General features: G+C 67.8%; 18 protein-coding genes. 6 read left to right on the top strand and 12 right to left on the bottom strand.

Annotated features, from left to right (window positions below; genetic code table 11):
* The first annotated feature begins 8 nt into the window (after window positions 1-8).
* The gene (locus H590_RS0108155; protein ID WP_028703177.1) at window positions 9-254 is read left to right on the top strand and encodes a hypothetical protein; all 246 of its coding nucleotides are present in this window, start codon (window positions 9-11) and stop codon (window positions 252-254) included.
* A 16-nt stretch (window positions 255-270) separates the two neighbouring features.
* Window positions 271-639: a biotin/lipoyl-containing protein gene (locus H590_RS0108150; protein ID WP_028703176.1), complete on the top strand. Its 369-nt coding sequence runs from the start codon at window positions 271-273 to the stop codon at window positions 637-639.
* 612 nt (window positions 640-1,251) lie between these two features.
* Here H590_RS0108150 and H590_RS0108145 read toward each other — a convergent pair.
* The 3 genes from H590_RS0108145 to H590_RS0108135 all read right to left on the bottom strand — a co-directional run bounded on the left by H590_RS0108145 (window position 1,252) and on the right by H590_RS0108135 (window position 4,318).
* A complete protein-coding gene (locus H590_RS0108145; protein WP_028703175.1) occupies window positions 1,252-1,989 on the bottom strand; it encodes an SDR family NAD(P)-dependent oxidoreductase in 738 nt (245 codons plus the stop codon).
* 383 nt (window positions 1,990-2,372) lie between these two features.
* On the bottom strand, window positions 2,373-4,046 hold the full coding sequence (gene ptsP / locus H590_RS0108140) for a phosphoenolpyruvate--protein phosphotransferase (RefSeq protein ID WP_028703174.1): 1,674 nt from the start codon (window positions 4,044-4,046) through the stop codon (window positions 2,373-2,375).
* A gap of 5 nt (window positions 4,047-4,051) precedes the next feature.
* Window positions 4,052-4,318, bottom strand: a complete 267-nt coding sequence (locus H590_RS0108135) for an HPr family phosphocarrier protein (RefSeq protein WP_028703173.1) — start codon at window positions 4,316-4,318, stop codon at window positions 4,052-4,054.
* Between the two features lie 279 nt (window positions 4,319-4,597).
* Between H590_RS0108135 and H590_RS0108130 the strand changes: the two genes are divergently transcribed.
* Window positions 4,598-5,350: a phosphoglyceromutase gene (locus H590_RS0108130; RefSeq protein ID WP_028703172.1), complete on the top strand. Its 753-nt coding sequence runs from the start codon at window positions 4,598-4,600 to the stop codon at window positions 5,348-5,350.
* Between the two features lie 133 nt (window positions 5,351-5,483).
* Here H590_RS0108130 and phoU read toward each other — a convergent pair whose 3' ends face one another.
* Complete coding sequence (gene phoU, locus H590_RS0108125) at window positions 5,484-6,152, bottom strand: phosphate signaling complex protein PhoU (protein WP_028703171.1); 669 nt, start codon at window positions 6,150-6,152, stop codon at window positions 5,484-5,486.
* 171 nt (window positions 6,153-6,323) lie between these two features.
* On the opposite strand from phoU, the gene H590_RS0108120 reads away from it, so the two are divergent.
* Together H590_RS0108120 and H590_RS0108115 are read left to right on the top strand one after the other, a co-directional pair.
* Window positions 6,324-7,490 (top strand): sensor histidine kinase, encoded by a 1,167-nt coding sequence (locus H590_RS0108120; protein WP_028703170.1) that lies wholly within the window; start codon window positions 6,324-6,326, stop codon window positions 7,488-7,490.
* Entirely contained in the window at window positions 7,487-8,161 is a 675-nt protein-coding gene (locus tag H590_RS0108115; RefSeq protein ID WP_028703169.1) for a response regulator transcription factor, read from the top strand. Before H590_RS0108120 ends, H590_RS0108115 begins: the two co-directional genes overlap by 4 nt.
* Window positions 8,162-8,231: 70 nt before the next feature.
* Here H590_RS0108115 and H590_RS0108110 read toward each other — a convergent pair whose 3' ends face one another.
* Complete coding sequence (locus H590_RS0108110; protein WP_028703168.1) at window positions 8,232-8,738, bottom strand: hypothetical protein; 507 nt, start codon at window positions 8,736-8,738, stop codon at window positions 8,232-8,234.
* Between the two features lie 381 nt (window positions 8,739-9,119).
* Between H590_RS0108110 and H590_RS0108105 the strand changes: the two genes are divergently transcribed.
* Window positions 9,120-9,605 (top strand): CarD family transcriptional regulator, encoded by a 486-nt coding sequence (locus H590_RS0108105; RefSeq protein WP_028703167.1) that lies wholly within the window; start codon window positions 9,120-9,122, stop codon window positions 9,603-9,605.
* A gap of 123 nt (window positions 9,606-9,728) precedes the next feature.
* Here the strand turns inward: H590_RS0108105 and H590_RS0108100 are convergent, their stop codons facing one another.
* The 7 genes from H590_RS0108100 to H590_RS15625 all read right to left on the bottom strand — a co-directional run bounded on the left by H590_RS0108100 (window position 9,729) and on the right by H590_RS15625 (window position 16,213).
* Window positions 9,729-10,196, bottom strand: coding sequence for a PTS sugar transporter subunit IIA (locus tag H590_RS0108100; RefSeq protein WP_028703166.1), 468 nt, complete (start codon window positions 10,194-10,196; stop codon window positions 9,729-9,731).
* Window positions 10,197-10,261: 65 nt separating this feature from the next.
* Window positions 10,262-10,678, bottom strand: coding sequence for a hypothetical protein (locus H590_RS0108095; RefSeq protein WP_036981638.1), 417 nt, complete (start codon window positions 10,676-10,678; stop codon window positions 10,262-10,264).
* Between the two features lie 3 nt (window positions 10,679-10,681).
* The gene (locus H590_RS0108090) at window positions 10,682-12,169 is read right to left on the bottom strand and encodes a PTS galactitol transporter subunit IIC (RefSeq protein WP_028703164.1); all 1,488 of its coding nucleotides are present in this window, start codon (window positions 12,167-12,169) and stop codon (window positions 10,682-10,684) included.
* 121 nt (window positions 12,170-12,290) lie between these two features.
* Window positions 12,291-12,584, bottom strand: coding sequence for a PTS sugar transporter subunit IIB (locus H590_RS0108085; RefSeq protein WP_028703163.1), 294 nt, complete (start codon window positions 12,582-12,584; stop codon window positions 12,291-12,293).
* A 285-nt stretch (window positions 12,585-12,869) separates the two neighbouring features.
* Window positions 12,870-13,928, bottom strand: coding sequence for an NAD(P)H-dependent glycerol-3-phosphate dehydrogenase (locus H590_RS0108080; RefSeq protein ID WP_028703162.1), 1,059 nt, complete (start codon window positions 13,926-13,928; stop codon window positions 12,870-12,872).
* Between the two features lie 368 nt (window positions 13,929-14,296).
* Complete coding sequence (locus H590_RS0108075; protein ID WP_028703161.1) at window positions 14,297-15,241, bottom strand: sugar-binding transcriptional regulator; 945 nt, start codon at window positions 15,239-15,241, stop codon at window positions 14,297-14,299.
* A 210-nt stretch (window positions 15,242-15,451) separates the two neighbouring features.
* Window positions 15,452-16,213, bottom strand: a complete 762-nt coding sequence (locus H590_RS15625) for a triose-phosphate isomerase (protein ID WP_232020939.1) — start codon at window positions 16,211-16,213, stop codon at window positions 15,452-15,454.
* Window positions 16,214-16,239 lie beyond the last annotated feature (26 nt).

The following is a 16,239-nucleotide window of genomic DNA, read 5'->3' as shown; positions in this document are numbered from 1 at the left end:
AGAAACTGATGACTGACAACGAGAAGGATCGCGTCATCGAGACGCTCACCAAGCGGTTGTCCGCTCTGGAGGCCGACGTGAGCCGCCTGAAGGCGGTCAGCGCCGACGTCCCGGAGGACGTCGTGACTGCGATCAGTGCGGCCGTGGCGGCCTACCTGGGTGACGACGGAAAGGTCCAGGCCATCCGTTTCGCCCCGAGTGAGAACTGGACCCGTCAGGGTCGCAGGACGCTCCAGAACCATTCCATTCGTTGACCCGGAGAGACTGACAATGAAGCTCAAGGTGACCGTCAACGGCGTCGCGTACGACGTTGACGTTGATGTCGACAAGTCCAACAATTCGCCCATCCCGCCGATCCTGTTCGGCGGCGGAGCGGGCGGCCCGGCACTGGCTCCCGCCAGTGGCGGTGGCGCCGGGAAGGCCGGTGCCGGTGAGGTTCCGGCCCCGCTGGCCGGAACCGTCGCCAAGATCCTCGTCAAGGAGGGCGACGCGGTCAAGGCCGGCGACGTTCTGCTGACGCTGGAGGCCATGAAGATGGAGACCGAGATCGCCGCTCCCTCCGACGGAAAGGTCACCGGGATCCTGGTGGCCGTCGGGGACGCCGTTCAGGGTGGCCAGGGCCTGGTGGCTCTGGGCTGAGGTTCAGCCCTCTGATTTGGTGGGGTCCGGCCTCGGGTGGGTCTTCAGACCGTTGTCTGAGGGCTCGCCCTGGTTCGGCCCTCCAGGTCTGGGACGGGGATTCTGGCCGGTTCTAGTGGTCGGCCGGAACCGTCTCTCACGCGGATTCAACGACGCCGCGCTCCTTTCGGGGAGCGCGGCGTCGTGGCGTCTGTGGGCAGGGTGCGGCGTCTGTCCAAATCCCCAGGCGTCCGTGACGTCGTCGGCGTCCCACCAGGTTCCCTCGTCTCCCTCCCTGCCTGCCGTGTCGCGTTGATCCAGTTACTCGGCGTTGATCCAGTTCTTCTGCTCCAGACGTCGAGAAACCCTGTCTCCCTGCCCATTTTGTCGCGTTGATCCAGTTACTCGGCGTTGATCCTCTTGCAAGAGGATCAACGCCGAGTAACTGGATCAACGCGGAAGAGGGAGGCGGAAGAGAGGAAGAGGGAGGCGGCGGAGGAGGTGGGAGGACGTCGGAGGCGGCGGCGCAGGTGGGAACTGGTGGAGGATAGGTGGGACGGGCTGCGGAAGCTCCCCCTGGGCCTTCAGACGGTCAGCCGAGGTTGTCCTGGGCCGGAGGTGATCGGCTGCGACCTACTTGGTCTCGCGGAAGACCTTGAACTGGGACGCCTGGGCGCGGGGACGGACCGTGATCCGGTCGATGTTGACGTGGTGGGGGAGCCCGGCGATCCACCGGACGCACTCGGCGATGTCCTCGGCGGTGAGCGGCTCGGCCACCCCGGCGTACACATTGTTCGCCCGCGACTGGTCACCGTGGAACCGGTTGAGGGAGAACTCGTCGGTGTGGACCATCCCGGGGCAGATCTCGGCGATCCGCACATCACGGTCGAACAGCTCGAGCCTGAGCGCCTCGGCGATCATCCGCTCACCGGCCTTGGCGGCGTTGTAGCCGGCACCGCCCTCGTATCCGGCATCGGCGGCGGTGGAGGTCATGAAGACGATCTCTCCGCGGGCCTTCTCCAGGGCCGGCAGCAGCGCCTTGGTGACTCTGGCGGTGCCCAGCACGTTGGTCTGGTACATGGTCTGCCAGGCGTCCAGGTCCGCCTGGTCGACGGGCTCCTGGCCGATCGCCCCACCGGCATTGTTGACCAGCAGGTCCAGCTCCGGTCCGACGGCCTCGATCAGACCGGCGACCGACTCCTCGGACGTGACGTCGCAGACCACCGACCGGCCTCCGATCTCCAGGGCCAGCGCTTCGATCCGGTCGTTGCGCCGGGCCGCGCAGATCACCGTCCATCCGTCGGCCGCCAGGGCGCGGGCGGTGGCCGCCCCGATTCCGGAACTGGCTCCTGTGACAAGTGCAGTACTCATGCCCACATTCTTACCCGCAGCCAGAGGCCCGGTGCCAGATCCGGACTGTGGACAGGGCCGCCCCGGGGACGGGCGCATCGGAGCACACCGGACGGATCCCGGGAATCGATCCGGAGAGGGCCTGGGCTCGGGTGAGAGGCCAAGGTCAGGACTGGATTCGGGCCGGCTCCGGAGAGGGTCTGATCTTGAGCCGGGAAGTAGTTGCGAACAGGGCTTGGGACAGCGCAGGGATCGGGCGACGGATCCGGGCCGGACTCCGGGCGAGAGACCGGCGCAGGACGCCGTGAAGGCACATGAACAGTGATCCGCCCCGACACCCAGCGGTGTCGGGGCGGATCGTGTGCCGAACGGCGGGCGTTCTCAGAACCCGGCAGCAGCCGGACTCAGGAGACCAGCACCTCCATGCTCGGATCAGCCAACTTGAGAGCAGCAGCCTTGGCCAGCTCGGGGGACGGCGCAGCCAGCGCGGCCTGGGCCATCACCTCGCACTGAGCGGTGGTGTGCATCGCCAGTGCCGCCTTGACCGCCTGGATCTTCCCGGCAGCCATCGACAGCGAACGGATCCCGACGCCGACCAGCACCAGGGCCAGCAGCGGATCGCCGGCGGCCTCGCCGCAGACGCCGATCAGCCGGTCCCCGGCACCGTCACAGGTGGCCTTGACCAGCTGGATGACGGCCGGCTGCCAGGGGGTGAGGAGCTCGGAGAGCTCGCCCTGCAGACGGTCGGCGGCCATCGCGTACTGGGTCAGGTCGTTGGTGCCGATCGAGGCGAACTCGACCGTCTCCAGCACCTGCGAGGAGCGCAGCGCCGCCGCGGGCACCTCGACCATCACACCCACGGTGCTCAGGCCGGCCTTGCGGGCCCGCGAGGAGAACCACTTGGCCTCGGCGGGGGTGGCCACCATCGGTGCCATCACATAGGGCATCCGGTCGGTCTTGCGGGCCGCCTCGGCCAGCGCGGCCAGCTGGGTGTCCATCAGATCGGTGCGCACCTGGGAGAGCCGCAGACCGCGACGTCCCAGGGCCGGGTTGTCCTCCGGGCCCAGATCGGCGAAGGCCAGGGGCTTGTCCGCCCCGGCGTCCAGGGTGCGGAAGACCACCTTGGCGTCCTCGTCGAAGGTGCTCAGCACCTGGGCGTAGACGTCGGCCTGCTCGGCCTTGCTGGGTGCGTCCTGACGCTCGAGGAAGAGGAACTCGGTGCGGAACAGTCCGACACCCTCGGCCCCCTTCTTCTTGGCGGTCACGGCGTCGGCGGGAGAGCCGATATTGGCCAGGGTGAGCACCCGCAGCCCGTCGGAGGTGCACGACTCGCCCTCGGGGGCGGACTCGAGCACCTGCTTGCGCTTGTCGGCGCGCTCGGTGAGCTTGATCACCGCGGCGTCCTCGGGATCGATGAGGACGGTACCGGTGACTCCGTCGAGGGCGAGGTTCGTCCCGGTGACGATGGAGCGGGCCTCCGGGCAGCGCACGATGGCCGGGATGCCGATCTGGGCAGCCAGGATCGCGGTGTGGGAGGTCGGTCCGCCGGCGGCGGTGATCAGTCCCTTCACCAGCTCGGGGTTGAGGGTGGCGGTGTCGGCCGGGGCCAGGTCCTCGGCGACCAGAATGGCCGGACGGTCCAGGGTCGGGACGCCAGGCTCGGGAAGCCCCTCCAGGACCGCCAGGGCCCGGGAGCGGACGTCCTTGAGGTCGGTGACCCGCTCGGCGAGGTAACCGCCGGCGGCCGCCAGCTGGTCGCAGAACTCGTCGAAGGCGTCCCACAGCGCGCGGGCCGGGCCGGCGCCGGTGTGGAGGTGGGCCTCCACCTTGGCCACCAGTCCCGGATCGCGAGCCATCATGGCGGTGGCGGTGAGCACCGCCAGACCCGAGGAGTCGGCGTGCATGGCCCGGTAGTCGAGCCGGTCGGCGACCTTGTTGAGGGCGACGGTGATCTTCTTCAGATCATCCTTGACCTCACCCTTCGGGTCGACCTCGGGAAGACCCGGGGCGGGCGAGACGACAAGGGCCTGTGCCTGGCCGACGCCGGCCGAGACACCCAGCCCTGTGAGGGTCTGCATCTGACTCAGGCCTCCGGATCGGTCTGCAGGTTGGCGACCAGGGTGTCGAGGACCTCGTCGGCGTTGTCGCCCTCGGCGGACAGTTCGACGGTCTCGCCGAACTTGGCGCCCAGGCCCATCACCGACAGGATGCTGCGGGCATCCACCGGGGTCTCGCCGGGCCGGCCGATGGTCACTGCCAGACCCGACTTGGAGGCCGCCTGGACGAACATGGCGGCGGGACGCGCGTGCAGGCCACTGGCTGCGGCAATGGTGGTGGTGCGAGTGGACATATGGGCTCTTCCTTGATCGGGTGGGCAGGACAACACCACGACGATAACCGATGGCGCTGCCGATGGCGCGTCCGGTCCGCAACATTCTGCATATGTGTGTCTTCGGCGCATCCTCCCGATGAGGGATCAGCGCTGTTCACGGCCTCATGACCAGTTCAGTCCAGCTCATTGCAGACACTCTCGCCGGTCGCCCCCGGTCGCCAGAAGCTCAGCTGCGACCCGCGTTCGCGGGTCGGTCCCGGGGCTGTCTGGAGGGAACGCGGCGGATATGGTGGAAACATGACCTTCAAGCTGATTCTGCTCCGCCACGGCGAGAGCGAGTGGAACTCGAAGAACCTGTTCACCGGCTGGGTTGACGTCGACCTCAATGAGAAGGGCGAGAAGGAGGCGGCGAATGCCGCCGGTCTCCTCAAGTCCGAGAACCTGCTGCCCGACGTCGTCCACACCTCTCTGCTGCGTCGAGCCATCCACACCGCCTACCTGGCGCTGGACGGCTGCGACCGCCACTGGATCCCGGTGCGCCGTTCCTGGCGGCTCAACGAGCGCCACTACGGCTCCCTCCAGGGGCTCAACAAGTCCGAGATCCGTGAGAAGTACGGCGAGACCCAGTTCATGGCATGGCGCCGTTCCTACGACGTCCCGCCGCCGGCGATCGACAAGGACGGCGAGTTCAGCCAGTTCAACGATCCCCGCTACGCCGACATCCCGGCTGACGAGCGTCCGCTGCACGAGTGCCTCAAGGACGTCGTGGCACGGATGATGCCGTACTGGGAGTCGGGCATCGTCCCCGACCTCAAGGCCGGCAAGACCGTCCTGGTCGCCGCCCACGGCAACTCCCTGCGCGCCCTCGTCAAGCACCTCGACGAGATCAGCGACGACGACATCGCCGGGCTCAACATCCCCACCGGCATCCCGCTCTACTACGAGCTGGACGACTCCCTCAAGCCGCTGGTCAAGGGTGGCCGCTACCTCGACCCGGAGGCCGCCGCCGCCGGACAGAAGGCTGTCGCCAACCAGGGCGCCAAGAAGTGAACCGCTGACCCTCCCGGCCTCAGGGGCGGGACGGTCCGGCAAGAATGTGGTGCGGCCCGGGAACCTCGGTTCCCGGGCCGCACCACATTGCGTTCCTGCTCAGACTGCGTTGCTGTTAAGACTGCGTTCCTGCTCAGAAGGCCTTCGGCCAGTCCTCGCCCTCGGGGGCCTCACCGGTGACGATGTAGATCACCCGGGAGCCGATCGCCACCGCGTGGTCGGCGATCCGCTCGTAGTAGCGCCCCAGCAGGGCCGTGTCGACGGCCTCCTCGACGCCGTACTGCCAGGTGTCGCTCAGCAGCATCCGGAACTGCTCGGCGCGGATGTCGTCGATCGCGGTGTCCTGACTGGCCAGTTTCTTGGCGTCCTCGACGTCGCGGTCCACCAGGGTCTGGCCGGCAGTGGCGATCATCTTGTCGGCGATCGTCGCCATCTTGGTGAACTGCTGGGCGACCGGATCGGGGACCGCGTGGTCGGGGTAGCGGTGCCGGGCGGTCTCGGCGACGTGCACGGCCAGATCACCCATCCTCGACAGTTCGTAGCACATCCGCAGCACGGCCACGACGGTGCGCAGCTCCCCGGCGACCGGGGCCTGGCGGGCCAGAAGATTGAACGAGCGCTGCTCGATCTCGTCGTGGAGCGCATCGAGCTTCGAGTCGGCGCTGATGACCTCCTCGGCGACGGCCAGGTCGGCGTCGATGAGGGCCGCGGTGGCCCGCTCGACGGCGGTGCGCACCAGGGCCGACATGGTGACGACGTCATTGGTGTTGGCGGCCAGCTCGTCGTGGTAGCTCTCGCGCATGGATCCTCCTTGTCAGCCAGGAGTCACCCCGGGCGGTGTCCTCGGCTGGTCGACAGCCTAGTGGGCGCCCCCGACGCTGACTGTCATCGCGGCGAACCGTCCGTGAACCCTCGGTGAACATGCCCGGCGGGGACGCCGTCAGGTCGTCCCGGGGGCGGTGCAACTCCTATGATCTGGGCTGTGAACTGGTGGTTGGCAGGGCTGATCGGCCTGGTGGTCGGAGCGGCCCTGACATGGCTCATCGAGCGCACCGTCAGCGCGGCACGCAACCCTCCCGACACCCTGGACACCGACACCTGGGAGCCGGAGGTCGACCCGACCCTGATCAGCGCCCTCGATCTGCGCAACGGACCCGGCATCGTCGTCGGGGACCATGACGAGGTGCTCTACGCCACCGAGCAGGCCATCTCCATCGGACTGGTCGAGGGCTCCCGGATCGTCGACCCCGAACTGCTCGACATGGTCCGCCGCTGCCGGCGCGAGGAGCAGACCGAGGTCCAGGATCTCGACGTGCGGCCCAACCCGAGCGTCCCGGTGCTCCACATGGTGGTCCGCGCGGCACCGATGGATGAGCACGGCAGCGCCTTGGTGCTCGCCGACGACCGCAGCGCGATGATCCGCGTCGAACAGGCCCGCAACGACTTCCTGGCCAATGTGAGCCACGAGTTGAAGACGCCGATCGGCGCCGTCTCGATCCTCGCCGAGGCGGTGGAGGACGCCGCCGACGATCCTGACGCGGTGCGGCACTTCGCCACCCGGCTGCACACCGAGGCCGTCCGGCTGTCCAGCCTGGTGACCCAGGTGATCGCCCTGTCGCGACTTCAGTCCGACCAGCCGCTGCTGCGCGCCGAGCCGACCGACGTCTCCGAGGTGGTGCACAAGGCCGTCCACCGGATGGACGAGCTGGCCCGTTCCCGGCACATCAATCTGGTGGTGCGCTGCGCCCCCGGACTCACCGTGATGGGCGATCCCGGCCCGCTCATCGACGCGGTGGCGAACCTCGTCCAGAACGCGATCGCCTACTCCGGACCCCGGGCGCGGGTCTCGGTGATCACCCGGGAGGGCCGGGAGGGCGACCTGCGGGTCGTCGAGATCGCCGTCACCGACAACGGGATCGGGATCAGCCAGGACGACCAGAAGCGGATCTTCGAGCGCTTCTACCGGGTCGACCAGGCGCGCTCCCGGGCCAGCGGCGGCACCGGCCTGGGCCTGTCCCTGGTCAAGCACACCGCCCGCGTGCACGGCGGATCGGTGTCGGTCTGGAGCAAGGTCGGGCAGGGCTCCACCTTCACCCTTCGATTTCCGATGCACCACCCATCCTCCGAGGAGACGTCATGACCCGAGTGCTGATCATCGAGGACGAGGAGTCCTACCGCGACGCCACTGCCTACATGCTGCGCAAGGAGGGGTTCGAGGTGGTGGAGGCCGCCGACGGCCTGGCCGGGCTCGCCGAGTACGACGCCGCGGGGGCCGACATCGTGCTGCTGGACCTCATGATGCCGGGGATGCCCGGCACCGATGTCTGCCGCCAGCTGAGGGCCCGCGGCAATGTCGGGATCATCATGGTCACCGCCCGCGACTCCGAGATCGACAAGGTGGTCGGCCTGGAGCTGGGGGCCGACGACTACGTCACCAAGCCGTTCAGCCACCGCGAGCTGGTGGCCCGGATCCGCGCGGTGCTGAGACGCGGCCACGACCAGGAGGCGGTCGACGACATCCTCGAGGAGGGCGGCGTGCGGATGGACGTGGAGCGCCACGAGGTGACCGTCGACGGGGCCGAGGTGTCCCTAGCCCTCAAGGAGTTCGAGGTGCTGGAGGTGCTGCTGCGCAACGCGGGGAGGGTGATGACCCGCGGCCAGCTCATCGACCTGGTCTGGGGCAACGACTACGTCGGGGACACCAAGACCCTCGACGTCCACATCAAGCGGCTGCGCGGCAAGATCGAGGCTGACCCGTCCCACCCGGTGCGGGTGATCACGGTGCGGGGACTGGGCTACAAGTTCGACTGAGGACTGCCCAGTTCTGAGGACTTCCCGGTCCCGGGACTCCCAGCTCTGCCGAGGTCCTGCGGGGCGCGGCTCAGGAGTGGGTGGGGGTCGGCGCCGCGGGGGAGAAGTCCGCGTGGGAGGCCGAGACCACCGGCGTCTGGAGGGTGATCGGCTCGCCCTGGCTGAAGGTGATGGTGACCGAGGCCAGCAGACCCTCGGTGAGCTTGGGGGAGGAGACCTGGATCCCGGCGTCGGTGAGGTTGACGGAGGTCTGCCGGGTGAGGGGCACCCGGGTGGTGCTGGGGGCCAGAGCCGCGGCGACCGAGTTGTCCGGCTTGAGGGCGTTGCCGGTGACCCCGGTGATGGCGTCGTCGGCGCTGGCGACCGCCATCCCGGACAGCCGGGCCTGACCACCCTGGGCGACCAGGACGATGTTGCGCAGTTTGACGGTGTCGTTGGCGCCGCTCACCCCGGCCGCCGGGGTGTAGGGGCGGATCACCTTGGGCTCCTGGCTGCACCCCACCGCGGTGGTGGCCAGCAGGGCCCCGGCCGTCACCAGCAGAACCGTGCGGCTCCGGAACCTGCTCGCGCTGATCATGCTCGTCTCCTGGCTGGTCGAGTCCTCAATGTCCCGGCCAGAGCCTATCGGATTCAGGGACCGGTCGGGGGTGCGTTTGCTCGCGCTCGAGGTGCCGGCCCGCAGCCTGCCGGAGGACCGCCCGACGAGCCGGTCTCCGACCACGAACGCCGTCGGCGCCCGCCCGTCCCGGCGCCCGGTCGCCAGCAGCGGGCCGCCGTCAAGGACGCGGCGTCCCACACCTAGTCAGCGCGGCAATACCGGTCCGCGACAGGCCGCGACCCACAGATTTGGCCGGAAGTCAACTCCTCGGTATAGGGTGGAGTCGCCGGTGACTAGGTGCGACATCTTCCTCTCAGGGCATTCTCATGGTAGAATCGACCCTTGAAAGGGGTTGCGTACATGACTTTTAACGTCGGCGAAACGGTTGTTTATCCCAATCACGGGGCGGCGGTCATCGAGGATCTCGAGACCCGGACCATCAAGGGCGAGGAGAAGCTGTACCTCGTTCTGAGGATCATCGGACAGAACGACCTGGTTGTCAGGGTGCCGGCGTGCAACCTGGATCTCGTCGGTGTTCGTGACGTCGTGGACGAGAAGGGCCTCGAGAAGGTCTTCGACGTGCTGCGCAAGACGCAGGTCGAGGAGCCCACCAACTGGTCCCGCCGGTACAAGGCCAACACCGAGAAGCTCCACAGCGGCAACATCATCAAGGTCTCCGAGGTGGTTCGCGACCTGTGGCGTCGTGAGCGCGATCGCGGCCTGTCTGCCGGTGAGAAGCGGATGCTCTCCAAGGCTCGTCAGATTCTCGTCTCCGAGCTCGCGCTCGCCGAGAAGGTCGAGGAGGGCAAGGCCGAGGAGATGCTCGACGAGGTTCTGGCCTCCTGAGCTGAGCGGCAGCTCCCGGTACGAACTCGTACTGAACAACTGATACGGCCGAGGGCCCCACGGACATCCGTGGGGCCCTCGGCCTGTCTGTTCCGGGAGCTCATGCCAGCGGTGTTGTGGCGTTCACTCCTGCTGGCCGACGGCCTTCAGGACGCCGGCCAGGATCTCGGGCAGCTCGGTGGGGTCGGCGGTGAGCAGACGCTGGCAGGAGGAGTCCTCCTGGAGCAGCGAGATCACGGCCCCGAGCATGTCCATCTGGTTGTGCGGGTCGGTGACCAGGGGCCAGATCGACAGCCGCACCGACAGCTCCCGGTCGGGATCGTCCATCGCCCGGAACGGCGTCTGCTGGGCGTTGCGGCAGACCAGGACCCCGGGGGTGATGACGTGCTCGGGGTCGATGTGGGGGATGGCCACCTGGCAGTGGCCGAAGTCGAGGCCGGTCGGGTACTTCTTCTCGCGGGCGCTCACGGCGTCCAGGAAGGAGTCGCGGACCGCCTCCTCCTCGAGCAGCCGGGAGTTGACGGTGGCGTACAGCTCGCTCTGGGAGTCGGTGTCGGCATCGACGACGATGAAACGGGGAGCTTCGGACATGATGATCAGTTTCCTTGGAAGTGCTGGGGTTGAGGTGCAGAACACGCGGTTCGCAACAGACGCCGTCAGCGGGCCAGGGACCGGCGACGACGCCCGGCCGAGGTCCCGAACTGCTGGTCGCGGAACCGGATGAGGTAGTTCGGCAGTTTCGTCATCTGGGCGACCACATCGTCTGGGCGGCAGCGCCGGATCCAGATGCCTCCGGGACCGGCGGGCATCCAGCGGTGCTGGGCGGCCCGCTCGCGGATCACCGGGAGCAACCGCTTGCGCAGCACCTTCTCCGGGGCGATCCGGCCGTTGGGCATCGCGATGAGGGTCGCCCGCATGGCCTGCTTGGCGTCCTTGATGACCCGGTGAGCGATGACGATGACCGCCATCCAGGCCACCAGTGGAACGACGATCCAGGTGAAGTGGGCCAGGTAGAAGGCGATCACGGACCGCCACCAGTGACCCAGGGTCATGTCGAGCATGGACTCAACCATCGGTCACCACCCCGCCTCGGCGGCCTCGGCCTCGGCCTGCAGCTCCTCCTTGGTCATGTACCGCTCGCGGTCCTCCATGCCCGGCTTGCCGCCGCGCAGCACGTGGGCGAAGAAGACGACGTAGCAGACCACGGCGATGGTGAGCAGGATGATGCTGAAGACGATGAACGCGGTGCCGTAGGCCTTCGCCTGTCCGAAGACGAAGAAGAAGGCGAAGAAGTATGCGATCAGGTGGGCCCCCGAGTCGATCGAGGAGATCTGGCTGGCGCCCTGCGGGATGGTGAAGTTCGCCTGGTGGGCGAGGATCGTGGTGGCCGGCGCCATGAAGGTGCCGATGGTGAGCATGCAGGCGACGAAGAAGGTGCCGATCACGGTGCCTCTGGCGATATTGCCCCGGCACCATGTCGTCGCCCAGACGGCGAAGAACGGGGTGTCGGCGAGGTCGGTGAAGGGCAGCATCTGGTTGAGGTGGGCGTAGCTCATCAGGACGCCGAGGGCCAGGGTGATCGGGACCAGGATGATGGCCACCGACATGTTGGCCGGGTAGCCGACCAGGATGGCGGCGTCCAGCCCGATGTTGAGCTCACGGTCGGGGTAGCGGGCCTTGATCCACTCCTGGGCGGAGTCCGACAGCGGGATGAGTCCCTCCATCAGCAGGGCCACCATGCGCGGCAGCAGGAGCATCACGGCGCCCATCGAGATGGCCACCGTGACGATCCCCTTGATGCCGCTGCCCCAGGCGCCCCCGGTGAGGTCGGGGAAGTAGGCCAGCAGACCGATGACGCCACCGAGGATGGTGCCCATCACCATCGGCTCGGCCCACGAGCCGAACTTCTCCTGGACGTAGTCCGGGGTCATCTTGTTGTGTCGGAAGCCGGGGACGTGGTCGAGGACCTTGTTGATGCACCAGCCGACCGGGGCCCACGAGACGGTGTCGGTGTGGGCCGTCGTGACGCCGGGGATCTTGTAGTAGTCCTGGATGATCGGCGCGCAGATGTCGGCCAGCTTGAGGACGATGACCAGGGTGATGAGGCCGACCGCCAGGCCGAGCCAGAAGTTGCCGGTCGCGATGTAGACGAAGGCCGACGAGAAGATGAAGTGCCAGAAGTTCCACATGTCGACGTTGAGGGTGGTGGTCCACCTCAGGCCGATCATGGCGAGGTTGATGGCGATGCCGAGGACGAAGATCCACGGCACCACCTTCGCGGTGCCGAAGGAGATCGCCGCGGCGACCGGCCAGCCGGCGTCGATGATCGGCAGGTTGAGGCCGGTGTTCTCGATCATGCGCTGGGCGGCGGGCCCCAGCGTGCTGCCGAGCAGGCCGATGACGAGGTTGATGCCGATGAATCCGATGCCGATCGTCAGCGCTGCGCGGATGGCCTTGCCGGGCTTCATCCGGAAGAACAGGCTGAGCAGGAATATAATGATCGGTAGGACCACACTGGCGCCCAGACCCAAGATGTACTGGATGACGGTAGTGACTGTTCCCATGATGGAAGGTTCTTTCTTCTGTCATGAGGGTCCTCGGCCGGGCTAGGGCCGGGGACCCTTTTTCATGTGTGGACAGTGGTGCTGCCAGGGCTAGTGGCGGCTCCGCTGCGGTGGGCTGGACTCAGCCCTTGAGATCTGCTGCGATCTCGTCGGCGAGCTTGTCGGCGCCGACGCCGGTGAGGAATGCGACTCCGCGGTAGACCTTGATGCCCTCCGCGGGGGACTTGACGACGGTGGTCGAGACGATGGCGTCGGGCTTGAACGCTGCGGTCTGGGCCGGAACCTCCACCGCCTTGCACTCCTTCATCGTCGCGTTGATGCCGCGGTCCTTCAGCAGGCGCTGAAGCTTGTTGGCAACTTGCACTGATGTGGCGATACCGGTGCCACAGCAGACCAGAACCTTCTTGCTGACCATTCTGTCCGTCTCCTTTGATCGGTGAAGGCTGCTCCGGGTGGGGCATCCTCACGCATGCGGGATGCGTAGCACACCCCGACTCCGGCGGTGGCAATTCTCGGTGAGAGGATCGCCGCCTGTGAATATTTCCTGACCCAGTCTGCACTCATGTGCAGGCGGACCTGCGTCGCCCGATGGGGCCGAGGCGACCGTGAGTCGCGGTCACCTCGCAGACCCTATTGTGGACCGGACGATCTCACCAGAGACATGCCGCCCCTGGCGAGATCCGGCCGGTGGGTTGGAGGGTCAGCGCTCCCCGCCGAAGAAGGTGCTCCACGGCAGATCCAGCGGGGCGTCGTGGGCGACGATCCGGTAGAGGGCGCGGACCAGCGGGAAGTCGTCGGCGGAGATGACGCCGCGGTCGGTCAGCTTCTCGACGGCCTCGCCGACCACGCCGATGGCGGCGACACCCTCGAGGGTGACCCCCTTCATCTTGACGTTGCGGATCTCGGAGAAGGGCACGCCCTCGCCGACGTAGGTGCCGGCGCGCACATTGCGCCCGCCCATCGTGGTGACGAACATGTCGCCGACGCCGCCGAGGTTCTCGGTGACCAGCGGGTCCCCGCCCATCAGCACGACCATCTGCTTGAGCTCGCGGGCGCCCTCGCCGAACAGCGCGGCGGCGTAGTTGTACATGACGTACTTGTCGTTCTCCTTGCCCATCTTCTTGAGCATGCCGGGGGCGAATCCGCCGCCGAAGGCGAAGATGTTCTTCATGCAGGAGCCGACCTCGTTGCCGATGAAGTCGGTGGAGGTCCACACGTGGTAGTAGTCGGTGCGGTACAGCGCGGCCAGCTTCTCGGCGATCTCCTGCTTCTCGGCGCAGAAGGTGACGCAGGTGAGGTGGTGGACGGCGAGCTCGCCGGCGATGGACGGGCCGACGATGGCCGCCCAGTCGACCTGGTCGGCCAGCGGACCCATCTTGGCCTTGAGGACGTCGGGGAGGATGTGGAGGGTGCCGTCCTCGTCGGCGCGCATCCCCTTGGTGATCGACAGGATGATCTGGCCGGGACGGGCCAGCTTGGCCAGCTGCTCGCCGGCCCACTCGACGCCGAAGGAGTTGACCCCGCTCATGATGATGTCGGCGTCCTTGACGGCCTCGGCCGCCTCGGTGAAGTAGAAGGCCTTGACGGTCTCGGGGACCTTGAGGCCGAGCACCGGGTGGGTGCCGTCGGCCTTGATGGAGTCGATGATCTCGTCATCGAGGTGGGTGCCGATGAGGTTGATGACGTTGCCGTTGTCGGCGGCCGGGAAGGTGAGGGCCGTCGCCATGATCCCCGCGCCGAGTACTGCAATCTTCGCCATGATTCTCCTTCTCCTGAGGGCGCACACAGCTGGGGGACGGTCTGCCGTCCGGTGTGCGTCGCCGTGATGTGATCCGGGATGGTGGTGCCCGGTGCTGTTCGGCGCGGCCAGCGACGATGCTGAGGCGGACCGGGTCGAACCGATGGTTCGACGCTAATGCTGCGGCCTTCCCGCTGTCCCGCTGTGACAGCGTCCTGCACAGATGTGGGATCAAGAGGTCATTTGTTGGGTAATGCGGGGTCTGAGCAGCTTTTCCGGGGTGGCCGGGGAGAGCGGGGTCGCAGAGTCGCTCCCCGGGGGCGGGGAATCAGGCCCAGCCCGGTGGGCAGGCCGGAGTAGGTGGCGGTCGCTCCCCAGGGGGCGGGGGATCAGGACAGGATGGCCTCGGCGACCTCGGAGTCGGTGACCACCTCGGTGCACAGGCCCCCGGCCAGGGCGGCCCCGGTGGCCTCGGCCTTCTCCATCCCGGCGGCCACCGCGATCACCCGGGGGGCGCTGCGGACGGCGTCCAGATCCATCGAGAGGGTGCGGGCGTCCAGATCCGGGTCGACCGGGGCCCCCGTGGAGTCCACCACGTGGCTCATCACATCGGCCCGCCCGCCGGCAGCGCGCAGTCTGGTCATGTCGTCGGCGCTCAGGTGTCCCGACCCGACCAGCACTGAACCGGCGTCGGGCGGTCCGGGGGAGTAGATCAGCAGGTCCGCGTGGGAGGCCATCTGCAGGGTGCGCGCCACCGCGGCGTCGGCGCGCAGCATGGAGCACAGTTCGGCCGACCCCAGGATGGTGGGGGCCTGCAGGGTGATCGCCCGTCCCCGTCCCAGTTCGGCGATCCGCACCACCGACCGCCCGACCAGGTCGTTGCGGGTGATCGCCACCCCGCCATTGGTCTGCACGACGGTGATGTCGTGGGCCCATCCGGGGTGCAGGTGCCGGGCGACCTGGGCGAGGGTGCGGCCCCAGCTCACCCCGATCACGGAGGGGGCCGGACGCAGCATGGTGAGACGGTCGGCGGCGGCCGAGGCGATGACGTCCAGGGTGCTCTCGGGGCGCGCCTGGGTGGGGACGACGACCGCCTTGGCCAGCCCGAAGCGGCTGGCGAGCTCCACCTCCAGACGGTGGTGGCGGGCCAGCGGATGGTCGATGGTGATGTGCACCAGGCCCGACTCGCGGGCCGACTCCAACATCCGTCCCACCGTCCAGCGACTCAGCGACAGCCGGTCGGCGATCGCCGACTGGGTCATCTGCTCGAAGTAGTACATCTCGGCGACGTGCAGCACCTGGATGAGGTGCTCGTCCCTGCTTCTGCGCGCCATCGCATTCCTTCGCGGCCATCGGTCATGTGTCTGCGGGCTCTCACTGTATGAGCAGAGAGGTGCCGCGGTACCAGGGCTGCCGGGCGGAGATCCATCGGCCACGCCCTGGTCCGGAGCCGTTCTCGTTGCTGGTCATGACACTCAGCGTCTCCGACGTCCCTTGATGCCCGACGGGAGCGTCGCGCACATCGTGCCACTGTCGGAGGCCCCTTATCGGAGGTGCTGCAGGGGAGGCCCTGAGGGTGGCGCGGACTGGCTTCTGCGATCCTTCTCGGCTCGCAGCGGAATCAGCATCTCCGAGACGGTGCCGCTCCAGTCCGGGGCGCACACGATGCCGCTGGTGCCGCCCGAGGCGTCAGCTCCCAGCGCAAGCACCCTGGCCACGTCCTCGCCGGTGGACACGCCCGCTCCCTGGAGCACCATGATGGAGGGATCGACCTCCTTGACGGCGGTCGTGGAGTCCCGGATGTAGTCGTCAGTGGTGAGCGTGCCCTTGCCGATCTGCGAGGAGGGTTCGCAGATCATGACGTCGGGTCCCAGCCGTGCGATCATCTGGCACTGGGCGATGGAGTCGGCGCAGACAACGGTGCTGAGGCCGACCTCGCGGGCGCGCACCAGATCGGCGTCCAGATCGGCGACGGTGAGCGGGTGCTCGGCATGGTTGAGAATCACGGCGCGCGCCCCCGCCGCCGCGAGTGACTCGGGCAGGATGTGTCCCATCCCGCGTCCGGGTGCGATGGGGTCCATGTGCTGTGCGACGACGATGAGCCTGTCGGTGTGCTCGGCGATGAGCCGGATGTCGGCGTGCTGAACGGCGAACATGATGTCGACGTCGGCATCGCGGCTCAGGCCGTCGGCGATCCGAGCGAGCCTCAGGGCCTGATCGCCGTACAGGTAGGCCTTCACGTTGATGATGAGGAACGGAGCCGTGACGGCTGGTGACATCTGCGTCTCCCCCGGGTCGTCGATCACGCCGCCAGGCTAGCCGCCGCGACGAT

It is taken from the genome of Acidipropionibacterium jensenii DSM 20535 (assembly GCF_000425285.1).
Lineage (GTDB): Bacteria > Actinomycetota > Actinomycetes > Propionibacteriales > Propionibacteriaceae > Acidipropionibacterium > Acidipropionibacterium jensenii.
This window is presented reverse-complemented; position numbering and strand designations above follow the sequence as displayed.